Source organism: Hydrogenoanaerobacterium saccharovorans, from assembly GCF_003814745.1.
In the GTDB taxonomy this organism is placed as follows: domain Bacteria; phylum Bacillota; class Clostridia; order Oscillospirales; family Ruminococcaceae; genus Hydrogenoanaerobacterium; species Hydrogenoanaerobacterium saccharovorans.
In genome coordinates, this window is sequence record NZ_RKRD01000004.1 from 1 (window position 1) to 17,374 (window position 17,374).

Sequence of the window (17,374 nt, forward strand, 5' to 3'; positions counted from 1 at the left end):
GGCATATATGCAGACTGCTTTTTGTCCTCGATGCGGGCAGAAACTAAACTGGGGCTTATATAGCAGATAGTACGGTATGCTTAATTTCGCTAAAGAAAAGTTTAGCGAAATAGGAGGGGGTTAAAAATCTTATAAATTTAGACGGCTGATACTTTTATTGTACCCAGTTGTCTTTTTGATATTTTGTTTAAAGCAATATTAAATATGAATTACAGTCTAGGCATATAATTATTATGTAAAGGCTCTCTTATTGAATAAGAGAGCCTTTGCTGCATGATGAGAGGCACTTATTAAACAATTAAAAATAAAAATTGAGATTGCAAATTTTGTATTAAAATAAATATTCTAATCGATTATTGGATATTACTTACTAATTGAATCAAAAATTTTTACTAATATTCAAAAAAATTACAAATACTATGGTTGATGAATTAGGGAAAAATCAAAAATAACTACTAAATTTCCGAAAAAAATAACTAACGGTTTTAGTGCAACTTCTCTATAATTAATAAGGATAGTTATGATATTTAGTTAAAATTAGCATAAAATGTTTCCGAGTCTCTGTATGCGTTAATTTGTTTCTTACTGAACTAAAATCCAGAGTAGCTGAGTGCTGCTTGAAAAATGAAAGAGATGTAATTGAAAATATTTGTTACATCTCTTTTATTATATAAATAGGGTTTATTGAGGAGGAAAAAGGATGGTAAGGCAAAAGAGGTTCATTGCACTGATTTTGGCAATAAGCATGTTATTATCCAACATACCGGTGTTTGGGTTGGATACGGGCGGCGAAACACCAATGCGGCAAAGTGAAATGAGTTCAGAAGCGCAAAGAGGGGTTGCGGATATAGAAACATTCTCTAAGCGCAAGAATTTTTCACCAGATGAGAAAAAGTTTACCCACCGAGAGTACACAGGTAAAACAGAAAATGGAATTAAAAACAGCGAGGTATTTCAGGTGAACCGAGAACCGGCTCATACTGCAAATACTACAGTAGTTTATCAAAATATTGAAGCGGCTCGAAAAGGGGCTTTGGATTACAACAAAGAGGCTTCGGATTATTATCAGCTGCTTACCGGCGAGAACAATGATTGGAAACTCACCGTAATAAAAAATGCTGAAGCGGCTCAGCCTTATTTGGATGCGGGATTTATGGATTCGGGGTATAACCCCAATGGTCCGGAGTGGAAAACTGTCCAGCTGCCTAAAAGCTGGACAAGAGATGGTTTTGACTACAGTATTTACACAAATGTAAAGATGCCTTGGCAGGAAGGTGAAGAAGGCGTATCCGTGCCCTATGCACCCGAAAATTACAACCCTGTAGGGCTTTACCGCAAAACATTCACGGTAAAGGATGGCCTCAAAACCGATGGGCGCAGGGTTTACATTTCGTTTCAGGGTGTAGAATCGGCGTATTACTTGTATGTAAACGGCAAAGAAGTGGGATACAGCGAAGATAGTTACCGCCCCCATGAGTTTGACATTACCGATTACTTGGTTGACGGTGAAAACTTAATGGCTGTCAAAGTGCATAAATTCAACGACGGTACTTGGTTGGAAGATCAGGATATGATTTATGACGGAGGAATTTTCCGCGACGTATTTCTGACATCTCGCCCGGATGTACATATCAACGACTACACAGCGATTACCGATTTAGATGAAAACTATACCGATGCAACTTTGAAACTAGCATTAAACCTAAGAAGTTTTGCTAAACTGGACGATGCGAATTTTAAAAATATTATCGACAGCGGTACGATAAATACAAGCGGTTTAGCAGACAGCAATGCTGATGATACAAAATGCATTGTTGACAGTGGAAAAGAAATTGCAAAAGACTTTTCTGACAGCGGTGATAAAAATATTGCCGTTCTGAACGACAGTGGTAATCCAACTGGCTATAAGGTAAAGGTTTCGTTGTTTGATGACAAGCAGCAAAACATTTTAGTTGATGATGCAATGGAAATCAGCTTTGATGCGATTGAAAAAGGTACTGCAGGTGCATTTATTCAGGCAGAAAAACTAATAAAATCACCAAAACTTTGGAGTGCCGAGCACCCAAACCTTTACACATTGGTATTAAGCCTTTATGATGGCGGCGACAATCATATAGAGAGTGTCTCTCAGGTTTTGGGCTTTCGCGAAATTGAATTTGTCAGAACAGGCGTAGACGGCGATTACAACGTAAACTACCCAGGCGATCAGAATAAGGATTATAAACCCATTACCATTAACGGGCAGCCATTACTGTTTAAAGGTACCAACCGCCACGATACCGACCCGTTTTATGGCAAGTATGTGCCCAAAGAAACGTTGGATGAAGATGTTAAAGTGATGAAACAGTTTAACATCAACGCCATACGTACCGCGCACTACGCTAACGACGAATATTTGTACTATCTTTGCGACAAATACGGTATGTACGTTATGGCGGAGGCAAATGCAGAGTGTCATGCTCTTCAGAGCCAAAACGATACAATTAATGATCATTTTGGCAAATTATTAATAGAAGACCGTTCTGCTACTTCTTACCACACATTAAAAAATCAAACTTCTGTGGTATCGTGGTCCATCGGCAATGAAATGTCGTATGACGTACATAAAGGATATGATATTTTCCCGCGGATGGTATGGTATTATAAAGACCGCGATTTAACCCGTCCTGTCCATTCAGAGGGCCTTTATTGGAAAGGCGGAACGGATATGGACAGCAATATGTACCCCGACCTCAATAGAACCAATGAAAAAACAGGCAACGGCAGAATGCCTTATGTCCTTTGCGAATATTCTCATGCTATGGGCAATGCCGTAGGGAACTTAAAAGAATATTGGGATATTATCCGCAAATCGCCCAATATGATGGGCGCATTTGTTTGGGATTGGGTTGACCAATCCCGCTATATCGATCTGCCTACACAATATAGTATTACCGAAAAAAGCAAAAATGTCGAAGGAATTACACAGGGCGGTTCGCTGCAAAATGTCAATGACCCGAAGGCATTGGGTTCAAAATCGTACAGCGGATACACCATAATGGACAGAAAAGAAAATGACAGATACAATCAAGCACTTTCCGGATACAATAAAGCGTTTACATTTGAAGTACTTGTTAAACCAAACTCAAATGCAAAAAACAGTGTGTTCTTGGCAAAGGGCGATTGGCAGATGGCACTTAAAACGCAAAGCTCCGGCGATGGGTTGGAGTTCTTTATCTATGACGGAAACTGGAAAAGCGTGAGTGCATCTTTCCCAGATGATTGGCTGAACAATTGGCACCAAGTGGTTGGCACACATATGATAAATCGGTTCTAAAGCTGTACTGTGACGGAGTGCTTCTGAGCCAGAAAACAGTCGAAAACTGCAACATCAAAGCCCAGGATGACCAACTTGCCGTGGGCTATGATGTGAGCAACAACCGAAAGCTCGACGGCGAAATTTCGATTGCGCGTGTTTATACCAAAGCATTAACCCAAGCAGAAATCCAAGCACAAAACAAACCATCCCCTGCTATTACAGCCAACGACCAAAATGTTTTGCTGTGGCTCGATTATTCCGATGAAATGCAGGTCAGCTCAGAAAATGTATGGGATTATTATGCTGAGGACTACGCAAAATCGGGAATGTACAAAAACAAAGAGATGGCTGGTAAATACTTTGGCTACGGCGGAGACTGGGGTGACGCCAATAACGACAATAACTTCTGTGTGAACGGGTTGGTTTCACCCGACCGCGACCCGCAGCCGGAATTATATGAGGTAAAATACCAGTACCAAAACTTTTGGATGACGGCAACCGAAGACGATATTCGAAACAGACGAGTTTACGTTTTTAACGAAAACAACTTTGCAAACCTCAATGAATATAATTTTGAGTGGGAGCTGCTTGAAGACGGCAAAGTAATCGACAACGGGACAGTTGACGACGCTGATCTGGAAGCAAAAGAAACAAGGATATTCCACATTCCATATGAAATGCCCGCTAAATTAAAAGCCGGTGCAGAATACTACCTGAACCTGAATGTAAGCTTAAAGGAAGGCACATGGTGGGCAGAGGCAGGCCATTCGATTGCACACGAGCAATTTGCGGTACCTGCAAATGTGGCAGCGGTTCCATTTACGCCAAACAAAGCGGTAACAGTGGATGAAACAAACGCGGATTATGTTTTAGTAACAGGCAGCAACTTCAGCTTTAAACTAAACAAAACCACAGGTGCTATGTACGATTACACAGTTGGTACAGGTGCATCGGCTAAAACCATTATTTCCTCTGGTCCTGTTCCGCAGTTCTGGAGAGCAAAGCTTGATAATGATAATGCCAATGTCGGGTGGGATTGGCGGCATGCAGATAAAAATATCACTGCAGATAGGTATGACGTAAAAACTTTGTCCGACGGCAGAAAAGAAATCACAACGGTTCTCAACCTTGGCAATGCCAACAATGTGAAAGAAACGGTTGTTTACACGGTTGATGGTTCCGGTGCGGTGACGGTGAAAATGACCGTTGATGCAAAAGGTAATGGGTTCGGACGGTTTATGAAGATAGGCTCAAAGATGACCTTGCCCAAAGGTTTTGAGACTGTCAAGTGGTACGGTAACGGCCCTGTAGAGTCGTTCTCAGACAGAAACTCCTTTGCTGTAAACGGTGTTTTCGAACAAACGGTGAACGATTTATTCTATCCGTTCTTAAAAACACAAAGCTGCGGTACCATGACAGGCGTTAAATGGATGGCTTTAGAAAACGAAACCCATGACGCTGCTGTTTTAATAGCAACAAAAGGCGTGGTTGAGGCAGGGGCTCTGCACTTTACCGTAGACGAATTGGATGACGCAAACCACCCGTTTGAAATGGGCGCCCCAAATGAAGAAACCTACGTGAATGTAGATTACAAATCGAGCGGTAACGGTAATGCGAGCTGCGGCCCCGATACCCTATGGCCATATCTGATTTATAACGACAAAGAATACTCTTATGAGTACACCCTGCTGCCTTATAACAAAAACTCCGATGACCCAATGGAAGTAAGCAAACCTTGGAGAGTATCCACTACACAAGAGCAAGAAGGCAAAGATAAGCAGTTGGTTGATCAGTTGGAAAAAGACATCAATGATATTTTTGTTTATTCCTACAGCCAAATGAGCCAGCTCAAAGCCTTAGAAGCAAGACTTAGCAACCTAACCGAAGTGCAAAAGGGCTTGCTGGGCGATAAATATGCATCACTTCAAAACACTTTGACAACTGCTTTAAGTGATGCCGAGGCTTTGGAAGGTAGAATACCCTATTTTGTGGATCAAAGTAAGAATCAGCTTAACCCCAAAATTCCCGAAACAGCTGTTCTGAAAAAAGGCGATACAAAGTTTAATGCAGTGCTTGAAGGTTACTTGGACATACCCAACGATAAGGGCGCAAATGGCAAAGATATTTTCAAGGATGTAATAAATGGAAGCAAGCCATTTACATTGGAAGCCTGGGTGAAACCGCTGAGCAACCATAAAACGTATAATATGCTTATGAGCAAAGGCGACAACAGCCTGGGCTTGCGCATTGGCAATTTTAAAGAGGGACAAAGCCTGGAACTCTTTATTAAAGGAACAGACGGTAAATGGTCAACCGTTTCATCGTCAATACCGGCAGGTACTGTGCTTGAGGGCAGTTGGCATCAGGTTGCTGGTACTTACAACGGCAGTCAGCTGTCCATCTATCTGGATGGCAAGCATTTGTTAAGTATCGATAAAACAGGCAATGGCTTGGTTAACTCTACGAGCACCCTTTTCAGTATTGGTTACGATTCTGAAACCGGACGTGACAATGAGAACCAATTTAGTGCTGTACGTGTTTACAAAACGGCGCTGACAAAAGAGCAAATTCAAAAGCAATATGATGCACAAACGAGCGGAACCTCCTATGCTGTTGAAAAAGATAACGACAGTGTGGTTATGTGGCTTGATATGAACCGTTTTGCCCATAGCGGAGGCTCGGACAATAACGTCGAGCGGTATATCCCTCGTTGGAAATACACGTTTGATACAGACGACTCTCACCCGCAAAACGGCAACGAAGGTCCCATCGCTTTTGCATTTGATGGCAATGAGGAGACCTATTGGCATACAAACTGGAATAATAAAATCCCAGTTTCGAACGACCCTAAAGAAGTGGACATTGAGCTGAATCAAGCAACCGAGGTAAATGGCTTTGCTTATTTGCCGCGGCAATGGTCTAATTATTGGGACCATAACGGTACGGTTACTTCGTATGAATTGTATGTAAAAGCAGAGGGTCAAACGGAGTATACCAAAGTAGCAGACGGCAATTGGTACAATAATAAGCAGCTGAAAGTAATTAACTTCCCAAAACAGGTGGTTAAAAGTGTACGTTTTGTTGTAACTGATGGAATAGGCGACTATGCTTCGGCTGCAGAAATGAATTTGTTGGCACCTATAGCAGAGCCTGCCATCAAACCAGTTCTAAGTTTCCAGGTAATTTCAGATACGCACGTGCAAAACAGCAGCTATGATGACAATAATAAAGATTATATTAACAACAAATATCTTGACGATAGCAAAGCAGTTTTGTTTAAGAAAGTATTAGATGATATCAAGCTGTATGATGAAAACTCAAGCGGGCTTACGGTTCTCGGTGACTTCACGTCAGACGGTAAAGCGGAGCAAGTAAAGGCGTTTTACCAAATGTTAAAAGAAAACCCCGAAGTAGCAAATAACAACTATTTAATCGCTTTAGGCAATCACGATGCAAGAGGAAACAACTGGGCAGATGGTGCATATTGGAATACAATCCGTCCGCTGTATATGCAGTACAATGCCCCGTATCGAGATAATGCCGATACAACTTATTTTTCTAAAGAAATAAATGGTTATCAGTTCATTGTAATGAATACAGAAAATTCATTAAAAGATAAAACCTATATTTCTGAAAAGCAGCTTACTTGGCTTGAAAATAAGTTAAAAGAAAATGCATCCACTGGCAAACCTGTTTTCATCTTTAACCATCAGGCGCTCAACGATACCCACAAAAACAGCGATGAGTATGGTGGATTTGGTGAACAGAGCGATGCAGTAAAAGCTATCCTCAAAAAATACCCCAATGTAATCTTTATCAGCGGACATATCCATAATTCTTTTGATACGTCCTCTGTTTTGCATAGGGAGTATGGTACATTAATCGATGTTCCAAGTGTTTCGTATAACAGCTTTGGAGATTTGCCCGTAGGTTGTGGTTATCATGTAAATGTTTTTGAAGATAAAATTGAATTTAAAGCAAGAAACTTCGCGGTTTCTACATGGATGCCGCAGTACGACATTACTATTTCTTTAAAAACACTTCCTGCCATCTACGGTGAATGTAAAGCAAAAAACAAGGATGATTATACATCGGATAGCTGGAATGCGGTTGAGGCAGCGATGCACAAAGCGGAAGAGATTTTCGCTTTAAGGTATGAACCAAACATAGGTGACGAATTTAAACCTATATACACAAAAGAGACTATTAATAAGATTCATCAAGAAATTATTCCCCAATTAAAATCTGCTTTAGATGGTTTGGTACCCGCACAGCCACAGCCTGTAGACAAGAGCGAACTGCAAAGCAAACTCGCCGAGGCAAAAGGCAAGTTGACGGGCAACTATACCGAAGCTTCGCTGAAAAACCTTGCAGACAGAATCAAGCAAGCAGAGGCTGTTTTGGCGGATGAGGATGCAACCGCAGAAGAAGTATCAACAGCGGTTACAAACCTTGATAACGCAATCAAAGCGTTGGTTCCTGTACAGCCAGAGTCTGTAGACAAGAGTGCGCTGCAAAGCAAACTCGCCGAGGCAAAAGGCAAGTTGACGGGCAACTACACCGAGGCTTCTCTGAAAAACCTTGCAGACAGCATTAAACAAGCACAGGCTGTTATGGCAGATGAGGATGCAACTGCAGAAGAAGTAGCAACCGCGGTTACAAACCTTGATAACGCAATCAAAGCGTTGGTTCCTGTACAGCCAGAGCCTGTGGACAAGAGTGCGCTGCAGAGCAAACTCGCTGAAGCTAAAGGCAAGCTGACGGGCAACTACACGGAGGCTTCTCTGAAAAACCTTGCAGACAGCATGAAACAAGCAGAGGCTGTTTTGGCGGATGAGGATGCAACCGCACAAGAAGTAGCAACAGCGGTTACAAACCTTGATAATGCAATCAAAGCGTTGGCAACTGTGCAGCCAGAGCCTGTAGACAAGAGCAAACTGCAAAGTAAACTTTCCGAAGCAAAGGACAAGCTGACGGGCAACTACACCCAAGCTACCCTGAAAAACCTTGAAAATGCAGTGAAAGATGCAGAGAAAGTTTTAGCAGACGCAAAAGCAACCGAAAAAGATGTTGCAAAAGCGGTTGCCATGCTGAATGATGCAATCAATAAACTTCGTATCAAGGAATCAAGTTCCGGTTCCGGAAAGAGTGGGAAAAATGAAATTTCCAACTTCACCGAAGGTAGCAATATCGGTGATAAACTAACAAGCAGCAAAGAAGTAACACTGAATACAAGCAATAATTATCAAGTTGGTACATCCTTCTTAACAAAACTGATGGATCAGGCAGATAAGTCTGTAACATTAAACGGTGGATGGTATCAGTGGATCTTCAAGGCGGAAAATGTGCAGAATGACATGCCGGGCATCGTTTACTTTGACACACGCATTGCTGTGGATGAGAACAATGCCGAAATTGCGAAACTGACCAATGGCGTTGATACTACCACCTTACACTTTAACTATGAGGGTGATTTACCCGGTAAAACCATCATTCGAGTACAGCAGGAAAAATACGCAAATAAAACGGTATATGTGTATTACCACAACCCTGCTAAAAACAGACTGGAACTGATTGCCTCAAACGTAAAAGCAGATGAAAAAGGTTGGTTGCAGTTTATCATTACCCATTGCTCCGATTATGTCATCAGCGAAAAACCAATTACAGGTGCTGTAGCTGATACAGTATCCGTGAAGAACAATAATTCCAACGCAAACCTGACAAACCCTGAAACAGGCGGAGAAAAAATTGCTGAGAGTTTTGCACCCGAAACATCGGGTTTGATGAACTCTACAGCGCCGAAACTCATTCAACCTGAAAATGCAAGTATGAGTAACACTCATAGCAGCAGTACGATTGTTTGGGTAACCGTAGGTGTTCTGGCTGTGGCAGGTATGGCAATCACCTATTTGGCTAAACGTAAAAAGGCAGGCAAATAGTTTTAACAATTGCTTCTCCTAATTTTTTCTTATAAGCCCCTAAGCGTAAAAAGAAGCGGTACATTTGTACCGCTTCTTTTTATTGCCGTTTACAAAACCAACCGCTTTTGCGCCCCCTTCCCCTGCTTTGCAGTACGGCTGATTAAAAATTAACGAATATATTAACGAATACATTCGCTTATAGAGTAGCACTAATTATGCTGTATCATGACGAAAACCCCGCTTTACCTGTAATGGTAAAACGGGGTTTGTTCTCCCTCGACGGAGTAAGCGGGATGGGGGTTGACGGAACTACTTGGAGGATTCGGGGGTGTAGTATCCCCCATCGCTTATCCGCGAGGCAACAAAAAAGTGCTGTATGGAGTTAACCCATACAACACCAGAATTCAAGTGCAATTTGCATATTACGCTTTACAAAACGGGTTTGTTTGGCGTATAATAAGTATGCAAAGTGCGGCTTTTATGCCGTTGTTTATGGAGGACTGACTCCGTATACAGGGTACAGGGTGCGCTCACACCTTGTGCCTGCTTTGCACTAATTGTGCCTCTAATTCATATTATATGGCTAATGTTGGAAAAAAGCAAGCCTTAAGTTGCTTTTTCTCCATTGATGTAGATTTTCCCCTCATCTGCCCGATAAACACCTGGAAGCACTTTCATTAATGTGGGTTTTTCAGCGTCATTTTCACCGCCTACTGGTACTGGTAGTATGAATGTTTGCTTACACGAGATATAAAAAATATGACTTAACGATGTCGTTTAAATGAAAATTATAATGAAACAACTAAATTATGAATTGTTTAACACCCTACACTTTTCAGATAATATTTACTTTATTAACTCAGAAGGCAGGTGCTTATTAAATGGAATGGCTTAGCGATATATATTATGGTCTAGTAACATGGATGCTTGTTATCGGTTTTTATTACGTTATATATCGTACTATTAAACGTTTGTTTAAAAAATAGTGGTTCATTCAATACAGTTAAACACAATGGGATTTGAGCGATAATTAATTCGCTAGTTAAGGAACACCATCACTTCAAATGCTGAAAGATACACCTTAAAAAGAAGTAAATTAGACAAAATGGTAATATATGTTACAATAATACTAATGTTAATATATAGAAAGAAAGTAATGGAAAAATGGAAGTAGATAGAAATATAGAAGTAGGTTGCCCGCGTTTTAAAAAAATAAAGTTAAAATACAAAGGCTGTGTTTTTTCGGGAAACCTTGGATTGATTAAAGAAAAAATACTAATCTCTTTCGCAGTGGATGTAGCAAGTAAACGAGAACAAGAAGTTTGCAAAGAATCTCTTTTATTAAGAGGCAAAGAAGTGTGTATGGAAATTAATGAAATTCCTATACAAGCTAAAGTTATTACTTGCTCGTACTGTACAAATTTGGATAAGACAGTATTTACTGATTTTAATATTTCGTTAGAAAATCAGATTAGGATAGGAAACATAGAGTAGTAAACTGTTGACTTGTTATTATAAACATAATATAATGTACATGGAAGTAAACACATGTAAAAAATGCTTGGTATAGTTTTTTCAAAACTGTCCATAATTTTAATAGTTATAAAAAAGGTGTTACCGATAGACGGTTCGCCATTAATAAAAAGTTATAAAAAAATAACCGTACTAATGGGGATTAGGGGCGGTTATTTTTTTATGGTTTTAAATATTTCCAACAATATAAATAACATAATCGCTGTATATATTTGTTGTTCCATAAACGTCCCCCCTTTCTTAAAAAAAGGGATGGGACGAACCGCCTACCGTACAGGTAACACCACCCATATATTACCATATAAATGGTAGTTTGTATACCAAGGTAAAATGCTTTTCTAAATCACCAAAACCCGCCACTTATACGCGTATAGGTGGCGGATTTTACTTTGGTTTAAATTTTTTGAAATAAACAGAAAAAGCCATGTAATCACTCTGAAAAATAAAGCAGTGAAAGCCACAAATAGTAAAATTACTATTCCCAGTTTAATTCCTTCTATTAAAAACATAAAAAATTACCTCATTTTCAGCTCGCATTCCACCAAAGTGCGATATTAAGACCGACAAAAAGCAAAATGAATACAACCATTATATTTCGAACTTTTTTATGAACAAACGGAATGTTTATGTTGTAACTTAATTTTGCATAAATTGCAATGATGGCATAAATAGCGGTAAACCCTATAAAAGGAATAAAAGTGTATGCAATCATCCACCAACCCCATGGTTTATCTCTAAGAAGAAGAAAAAAAGCAGAAACTACCGAATTAATCATTCCAACGAATGGTTGATAAGAAGCGAAATTCGCAACAGATTGGAAAAGCTGACTATCTTCGCGTTTTTGCAGCGGTTTACTACCCATAGTTATGAAACTCCCCCTCTATTTATCAATTGTTTTTTACGAGCTCCGATTGCTTTTTAGCAATTCTGTATACAGTGAACGCAATTATCATATAGTTTAAAAGATGCCGAAAAACCTTCGCCATGCCGCCCAAATAATAACTTGATACAGTATGGCACATTATTTGAGCATTGTAAACAATTGTAAAAGAATACTATTTATAAAATTTTATAAACAAGAACATTGTTTTTTGTATAAATCATTGTACAAATTACCCAAAAATTAGAAAAATATCATGATTATAACTGCCAAAAATATGGAAACAGCGTTGACGAAACTTTATTTTAATGCTAATATCGATTTGTGAAATAATGGTTCACTCAACTGCAAAAAGAACCAGTTTCATATCCCTGAAAATGAAAAATTCCATCTTAGTATTAGGAGGAGAAACTATGAAAATGCAATGGAAGAAAGCTTTGGCAGGTATTCTCGCTACTGCTTTCGCATGTTCAGCAATCGCAGGATGCGGCAACAATGCAGCATCCCCGGATAGTACCTCGGCGACCGATGGTTCCGGTGCACAATCGCCCGAATCCCCTATCAAAATAACCATGTATTATTCCGACAATGCAACGCTCCCCTTTAAAGAAGACTGGCTGTCTGTTCAGGAAGTTCAAAAGATAGCAAATGTAGATTTGAAAATTGAGGCAATCCCAATTGCAGACTACGATACCAAAGTATCGCTTGCACTCAACACCGGCAACAATGCGCCTGACGTTATTTTATATAAAATGACTACCGGTGAAATTGCATCTTTGGCGCTCAACGGTGCAATCGTCCCGATTGGCGACCACCCCGAATGGACCCCCAACTTTAATGCTAAGGTTGAGGAATTTGGCATGAAAGAAGACATTGACAAAGTACGGCTGAAAGACGGTAAATTCTATTATCTGCCTGCTTTGTACGATAAACCGTTCTACGACGGCGGGCTGATTCTGCGGGAAGATTTCCTTGAAAAAAACAACCTCCCCGCACCAAAAACCTACGATGATTTATACAATATCTTAAAAAAATATAAAGAGCAAAACCCCAACTCCTATCCCCTAACCATTTTGGCTGGGCCGCGCGTGCTGTACCGCATGACGATGCCCGCGTTCGGCATCAGCTTGGGTAAAAACGCTGCATCCGGCTCGTGGACACTCAGTTGGGATTATGAGACAGGCAAGTACTTCCCCGGTGCTATCAGCGACAAATTTAAAGAATATGCCGCATTTATGGCAAAACTGTACGCTGAAGGTTTGCTCGACCCTGAAATGGCAGACCCAATTGACGGCGATAAATGGGCACAGAAGATGGCAACGGGTGTCTCGATGGCAACGTACGCTTACTACGACCAAATCGGCGGTGTTGTGGGCAGCTCCAAGGTTGAGGGCATCAAGCTTCAGATGTATCCCCCGCTTGCAGGCCCTGCAGGTGCACACCATCAAGAGAAAAACCGCACCGCATCGGGGATTCTGTTCCCGAAAAAAACTGCCGAGCGCCCCGATTTTGAGCAGGTTGTGCGCACAGTTGATAAGATGTTCTACTCGGACGAGTGCGCGGATATTTGGTGCCTGGGCGTTGAGGGCAAAACCTATACCCGCGAGGGCGACAAGATTGTTTACAGCGATGAAATTCTAAACTCGCCCGACGGTATTTACAAAACCATGCAGGTAAAATACGGCTGCGGGTCCGACCCATTCCAGAAAGTATGGGTAAACGAGCAAGAGATGACAAAATACGATGAAAACTATGCCCGCATCAACAAAGAAGTGGCAGCGATGAAAGATTCCATCCGTCCCCTGCCGCCTACCCCCAAGTTTGACGACTTGCAGGCAGAAGAAGCAGGCGTTTTAAGAACACCGCTTGCAGATGCATTTGACCGCTGGATGAACGACTTTACCACAGGTGCCAAGAGCGTAGAGAAAGATTGGGACACCTATGTACAAGAAATGAAAAATTTGCAGATTGAAAAGTACTGCGAAATTTACAACAGCAATCTGTAAAACAGAGTTAAAAATTTAAAGGGTTTTATTTGGGGCTGTCGCAGAACCACTCGATAAGCTGGGTGCCGTGTTTTGCAGCAGCCCCTTTGTTTTAATCAAGGAGGTGCAGAGTATGACAAAAACAGACATAAATGTAATAGAAATCGACACAAGTACAATAAAAAAAGACACGAAAACAAGACAACAACCCAAAAAAGAAAATTTAAAGCTGCACTTAAAGCGGTACTGGCAGCTTTACGTTATGATGATACTGCCTATTTTGTATTTTGTAATCTTTAAATATGCCCCCATGTTCGGCAACATTTTGGCGTTTCGCAGGTATCGCCCCGGCATGAGTGCATTCGGAACAGACTGGGTAAACTTCCGTTATTTTAAGATGTTCTTTAAAGACCCTGCCTTTTGGAGTGCGTTCCGCAATACATTGACCATTTCGTTTACCAACCTGCTTGTAAATTTTCCGCTGCCGATTATTTTTGCCATTTTGCTAAACGAAGTACGGCACCCGCGGTTTAAAAAACTGGTGCAGACGGTATCGTATATGCCGCGGTTTATTTCTACCGTGGTGGTTATCGCCATCTTGGGCGAGATATTATCCCCGAGTTCGGGCTTGCTCAACATCTTTTTAAATAAAGTGTTTGGGATGGAACCCATTTATTTTATGAACGAACCGCAGTACTTCCGCACACTTTACATACTCACCGACACGTGGCAGTTTATGGGCTGGACGGCAATCATTTATCTGGCTGCCATCACCGGTGTAAACAGCGACCTGTTTGAGGCCGCCGAAATTGATGGTGCAAACCGTTTTCAGCGCATTATTTATGTTACCATCCCCTCCATTCTGCCCACCATTATGGTCATGCTGATCCTCGATGTGGGCAGGCTGCTCAACGTGGGCTTTGAAAAGGTATTGCTGATGTACACACCCAACAATGCCGGAGTCAGCGACGTCATCAATACACTGGTGTATCGCCTTGGTATTCTTACACAGAACTATTCGTACGCCACGGCAATCGGCTTGTTCAGCGGTGTTATCGGCGTAGTGCTGGTGAGCTTTTCAAACAAGCTCAGCAAAAAAATTACCGGCGAGAGTATTTACTAAAGGGGTGGCATTATGAGTAAAATTTACAAATCGCGGGGCAGCCGTGCGTTCGATATCATTGTGTATTCGCTGATGATTTTTGTGCTGCTGTGCTGTCTCGTACCGTTTATCTATATGTTGGCGCTCTCTCTGTCCGACCCAAAGGCGATCATCAACAACCAGGTGTCTTTTTGGCCGGTAAACTTTACGTTAAGCGCTTACGAGCAAATCTTTACCTATCCCAACTTTTTTAAAGCGTACGGCAACACCATTTTTTACACCGTGGGGGGCACAGTTATCTCACTGGCAATGACGATACTGTTTGCCTACCCTCTTTCTAAGCCGTACCTCATCGGGCACAATTTTTTAATGAAGATGGTTATTTTCTCGATGTATTTTGCAGCGGGGCTTATCCCCAATTACCTTATTGTGTCCAAACTTGGTTTGACAGGCACCATTTGGGCAATGCTGCTGCCGTTTGCCATCAACCAGTTTAACCTCATCATTCTCATCAACTTTTTTAAGTCGATGCCGGAGGAGATTGAAGAAGCGGCACTCATCGATGGGCTGAATTATTTCGGCATATTATGGAAGATTGTTCTGCCGCTATCCACTGCGGCGCTTGCCACTATTGGGCTTTATACCGCCGTGTTCTTTTGGAACGACTGGTTCAATGGTCTTATTTATCTTAACACAGACCAATACCCTGTTATGCTGTTTCTACGCAACATCGTAAACGGTACGGCTGTTATGGGCGACGGTGCGGGCTCTGCCGACAAAACAACCATTGGTATTTCCATTAAGTCGGCGGTTATCATCACCTCAACCCTGCCCATTATCATTCTGTACCCGTTTTTGCAGAAGTACTTTGTCAAAGGGCTTACGGTTGGTGCAGTGAAGGGTTAACGGGATAAGTATAAAAAATACCGCCGCGCCTAACTTGGGGCGGATAGATATGGCAGGAGGATAACATGCTGGAATTAACCAATATACAAACCGAACAAAGAAACGAGCGCACCGCAAAAATCGATCAGGTGTCTACTCTAGAGATGGTGCGTATGATTAATAAAGAAGATAAAGTTGTTGCCGATGCGGTAGAACTGGTTCTGCCCCAAATTGCCCGTGCAGTGGATGTGATTTACGAGAAGCTGGCGGCGGGCGGGCGGCTGTTTTATTGCGGCTGCGGCACCTCGGGCAGGTTGGGCGTTTTGGATGCGGCGGAGTGCCCCCCTACCTTTGGCACCGACCCCGAACTGGTGCAGGCACTGATGGCGGGCGGCACGGCAGCTTTTACCAAAGCGATTGAGGGCGCCGAAGATGACTACGTCATGGGCGGCGAAGATTTAAAAAAAGCAGGTTTTACCGCCGCAGACGTGCTTGTGGGCATTGCCGCGAGCGGACGCACCCCCTACGTGATTGGTGCGATGGAATACGCGAAAAAACTGGGTGCAAAGGTCATCGGCTTGACATGTTGCCCTGCCTCCCAAATAGATGAACTGGCAGACATCGGCATCAGCCCTATGCCGGGTCCGGAGGCAATTACCGGCTCCACCCGTATGAAAAGCGGAACGGCACAAAAAATGGTGCTGAATATGCTCTCTACCGGTGTGATGATTAAATTGGGCAAGGTTTACGGCAACTTGATGGTTGATGTAAAGGCAACCAACGAAAAACTGGTGGAGCGCGCTGTTTCGATTGTGCGCACCGCTACAGGCACAGATAACATTACTGCCCGCAGGGCATTGTCGCAGTGCGGATTCTCGGCGAAAAACGCGATACTGATGTTGCTTTGCGGTGTGGATGCAGAACAGGCAAAAATTCTGCTGGACGGCAATGGCGGCAGAATTGCCGATGCCGTCAAAACAAAGCAAGGACAGGAGGCAGAATAATGGCATTTCTCCGTTGCGATTTTTCCTCCAAAACCTTGCAGATGGCTACGTCCGCACAGATAATTTTACCGGATGAAGGCAACCTTGCCGAAGCTCCGGTGGTGTATCTACTGCATGGTCTATCGGACAACTGCACAGGCTGGCAACGCTATACCGCAGTGGAGCGTTACGCCCGCCAATATGGTGTGGCGGTGGTGATGCCCGAGGTACAGCGCAGCTTTTACACCGATATGCGGCAGGGGCTGCCCTATTTTACCTACATCAGCAGCGAGTTGCCCCAAATCTGCGCGCGCATGTTCGGTTTACGGGGCAAAACCTATGTTATGGGGCTTTCGATGGGCGGTTACGGTGCGCTGAAATGCGCATTGCGCTCCCCTGCCCGATATGCAGGTGTTGCAGCTTTTTCATCAGTGGCAGACCTTGCAGAGTATGTGCAAAGCAGCAAAGACAACTCTGCATTGGAGCACGAATTTGCCGCGTTGTTTGGTTCTGATTTACAGCCCAACGAGCAGGAAGATTTATTCTCTCTTGCGGAAAAATGTGCAGGCAGAAGTGACTTGCCTCCGTTTTTTCTAACTTGCGGTGAACAGGATGCTTTGGCGGAGATGAACAAACGCCTTGAGGCTCATTTAAATCGGCTTGGTTATCTGCTGCGGTTTGAGTGGGCGCCCGGGGCGCACGATTGGGCATTTTGGGACAGCTCTGTGCAAAAGGCATTCCACTACTTCTTTGGAATAAAAAAAGAGCCTTAACAGCTCTTTTCTCC

At 42.4% G+C, this 17,374-nt stretch carries 10 protein-coding genes; 9 read left to right on the forward strand and 1 reads right to left on the reverse strand.

Annotated elements, in window-relative coordinates; all coding sequences use genetic code 11:
* Positions 1-700: 700 nt before the first annotated feature.
* The 4 genes from EDD70_RS13590 (at position 701) to EDD70_RS13610 (ending at position 10,713) form a co-directional block, all read left to right on the forward strand.
* Positions 701-3,316: a glycoside hydrolase family 2 TIM barrel-domain containing protein gene (locus EDD70_RS13590; RefSeq protein ID WP_092756619.1), complete on the forward strand. Its 2,616-nt coding sequence runs from the start codon at positions 701-703 to the stop codon at positions 3,314-3,316.
* Positions 3,262-9,237, forward strand: a complete 5,976-nt coding sequence (locus tag EDD70_RS13595) for a beta-galactosidase small subunit-related protein (protein ID WP_092756617.1) — start codon at positions 3,262-3,264, stop codon at positions 9,235-9,237. Before EDD70_RS13590 ends, EDD70_RS13595 begins: the two co-directional genes overlap by 55 nt.
* Before the next feature lie 282 nt (positions 9,238-9,519).
* Positions 9,520-9,723, forward strand: coding sequence for a hypothetical protein (locus EDD70_RS13600; protein WP_092756615.1), 204 nt, complete (start codon positions 9,520-9,522; stop codon positions 9,721-9,723).
* A gap of 660 nt (positions 9,724-10,383) precedes the next feature.
* Positions 10,384-10,713 (forward strand): hypothetical protein, encoded by a 330-nt coding sequence (locus EDD70_RS13610; protein ID WP_092756613.1) that lies wholly within the window; start codon positions 10,384-10,386, stop codon positions 10,711-10,713.
* Between the two features lie 565 nt (positions 10,714-11,278).
* Here the strand turns inward: EDD70_RS13610 and EDD70_RS13615 are convergent.
* Positions 11,279-11,614, reverse strand: coding sequence for a hypothetical protein (locus EDD70_RS13615; protein ID WP_092756611.1), 336 nt, complete (start codon positions 11,612-11,614; stop codon positions 11,279-11,281).
* Positions 11,615-12,045: 431 nt separating this feature from the next.
* Here EDD70_RS13615 and EDD70_RS13620 point away from each other — a divergent pair, with 431 nt between their 5' ends.
* The 5 genes from EDD70_RS13620 to EDD70_RS13640 all read left to right on the forward strand — a co-directional run bounded on the left by EDD70_RS13620 (position 12,046) and on the right by EDD70_RS13640 (position 17,360).
* The gene (locus EDD70_RS13620) at positions 12,046-13,638 is read left to right on the forward strand and encodes an extracellular solute-binding protein (protein ID WP_092756609.1); all 1,593 of its coding nucleotides are present in this window, start codon (positions 12,046-12,048) and stop codon (positions 13,636-13,638) included.
* Positions 13,639-13,750: 112 nt separating this feature from the next.
* A complete protein-coding gene (locus EDD70_RS13625) occupies positions 13,751-14,740 on the forward strand; it encodes an ABC transporter permease (RefSeq protein ID WP_092756607.1) in 990 nt (329 codons plus the stop codon).
* A 12-nt stretch (positions 14,741-14,752) separates the two neighbouring features.
* Positions 14,753-15,625, forward strand: a complete 873-nt coding sequence (locus tag EDD70_RS13630) for a carbohydrate ABC transporter permease (RefSeq protein WP_092756605.1) — start codon at positions 14,753-14,755, stop codon at positions 15,623-15,625.
* Between the two features lie 65 nt (positions 15,626-15,690).
* A complete protein-coding gene (gene murQ / locus EDD70_RS13635) occupies positions 15,691-16,608 on the forward strand; it encodes an N-acetylmuramic acid 6-phosphate etherase (RefSeq protein ID WP_092756603.1) in 918 nt (305 codons plus the stop codon).
* Positions 16,608-17,360 (forward strand): alpha/beta hydrolase, encoded by a 753-nt coding sequence (locus tag EDD70_RS13640; protein WP_092756601.1) that lies wholly within the window; start codon positions 16,608-16,610, stop codon positions 17,358-17,360. Before murQ ends, EDD70_RS13640 begins: the two co-directional genes overlap by 1 nt.
* Positions 17,361-17,374: the final 14 nt, after the last annotated feature.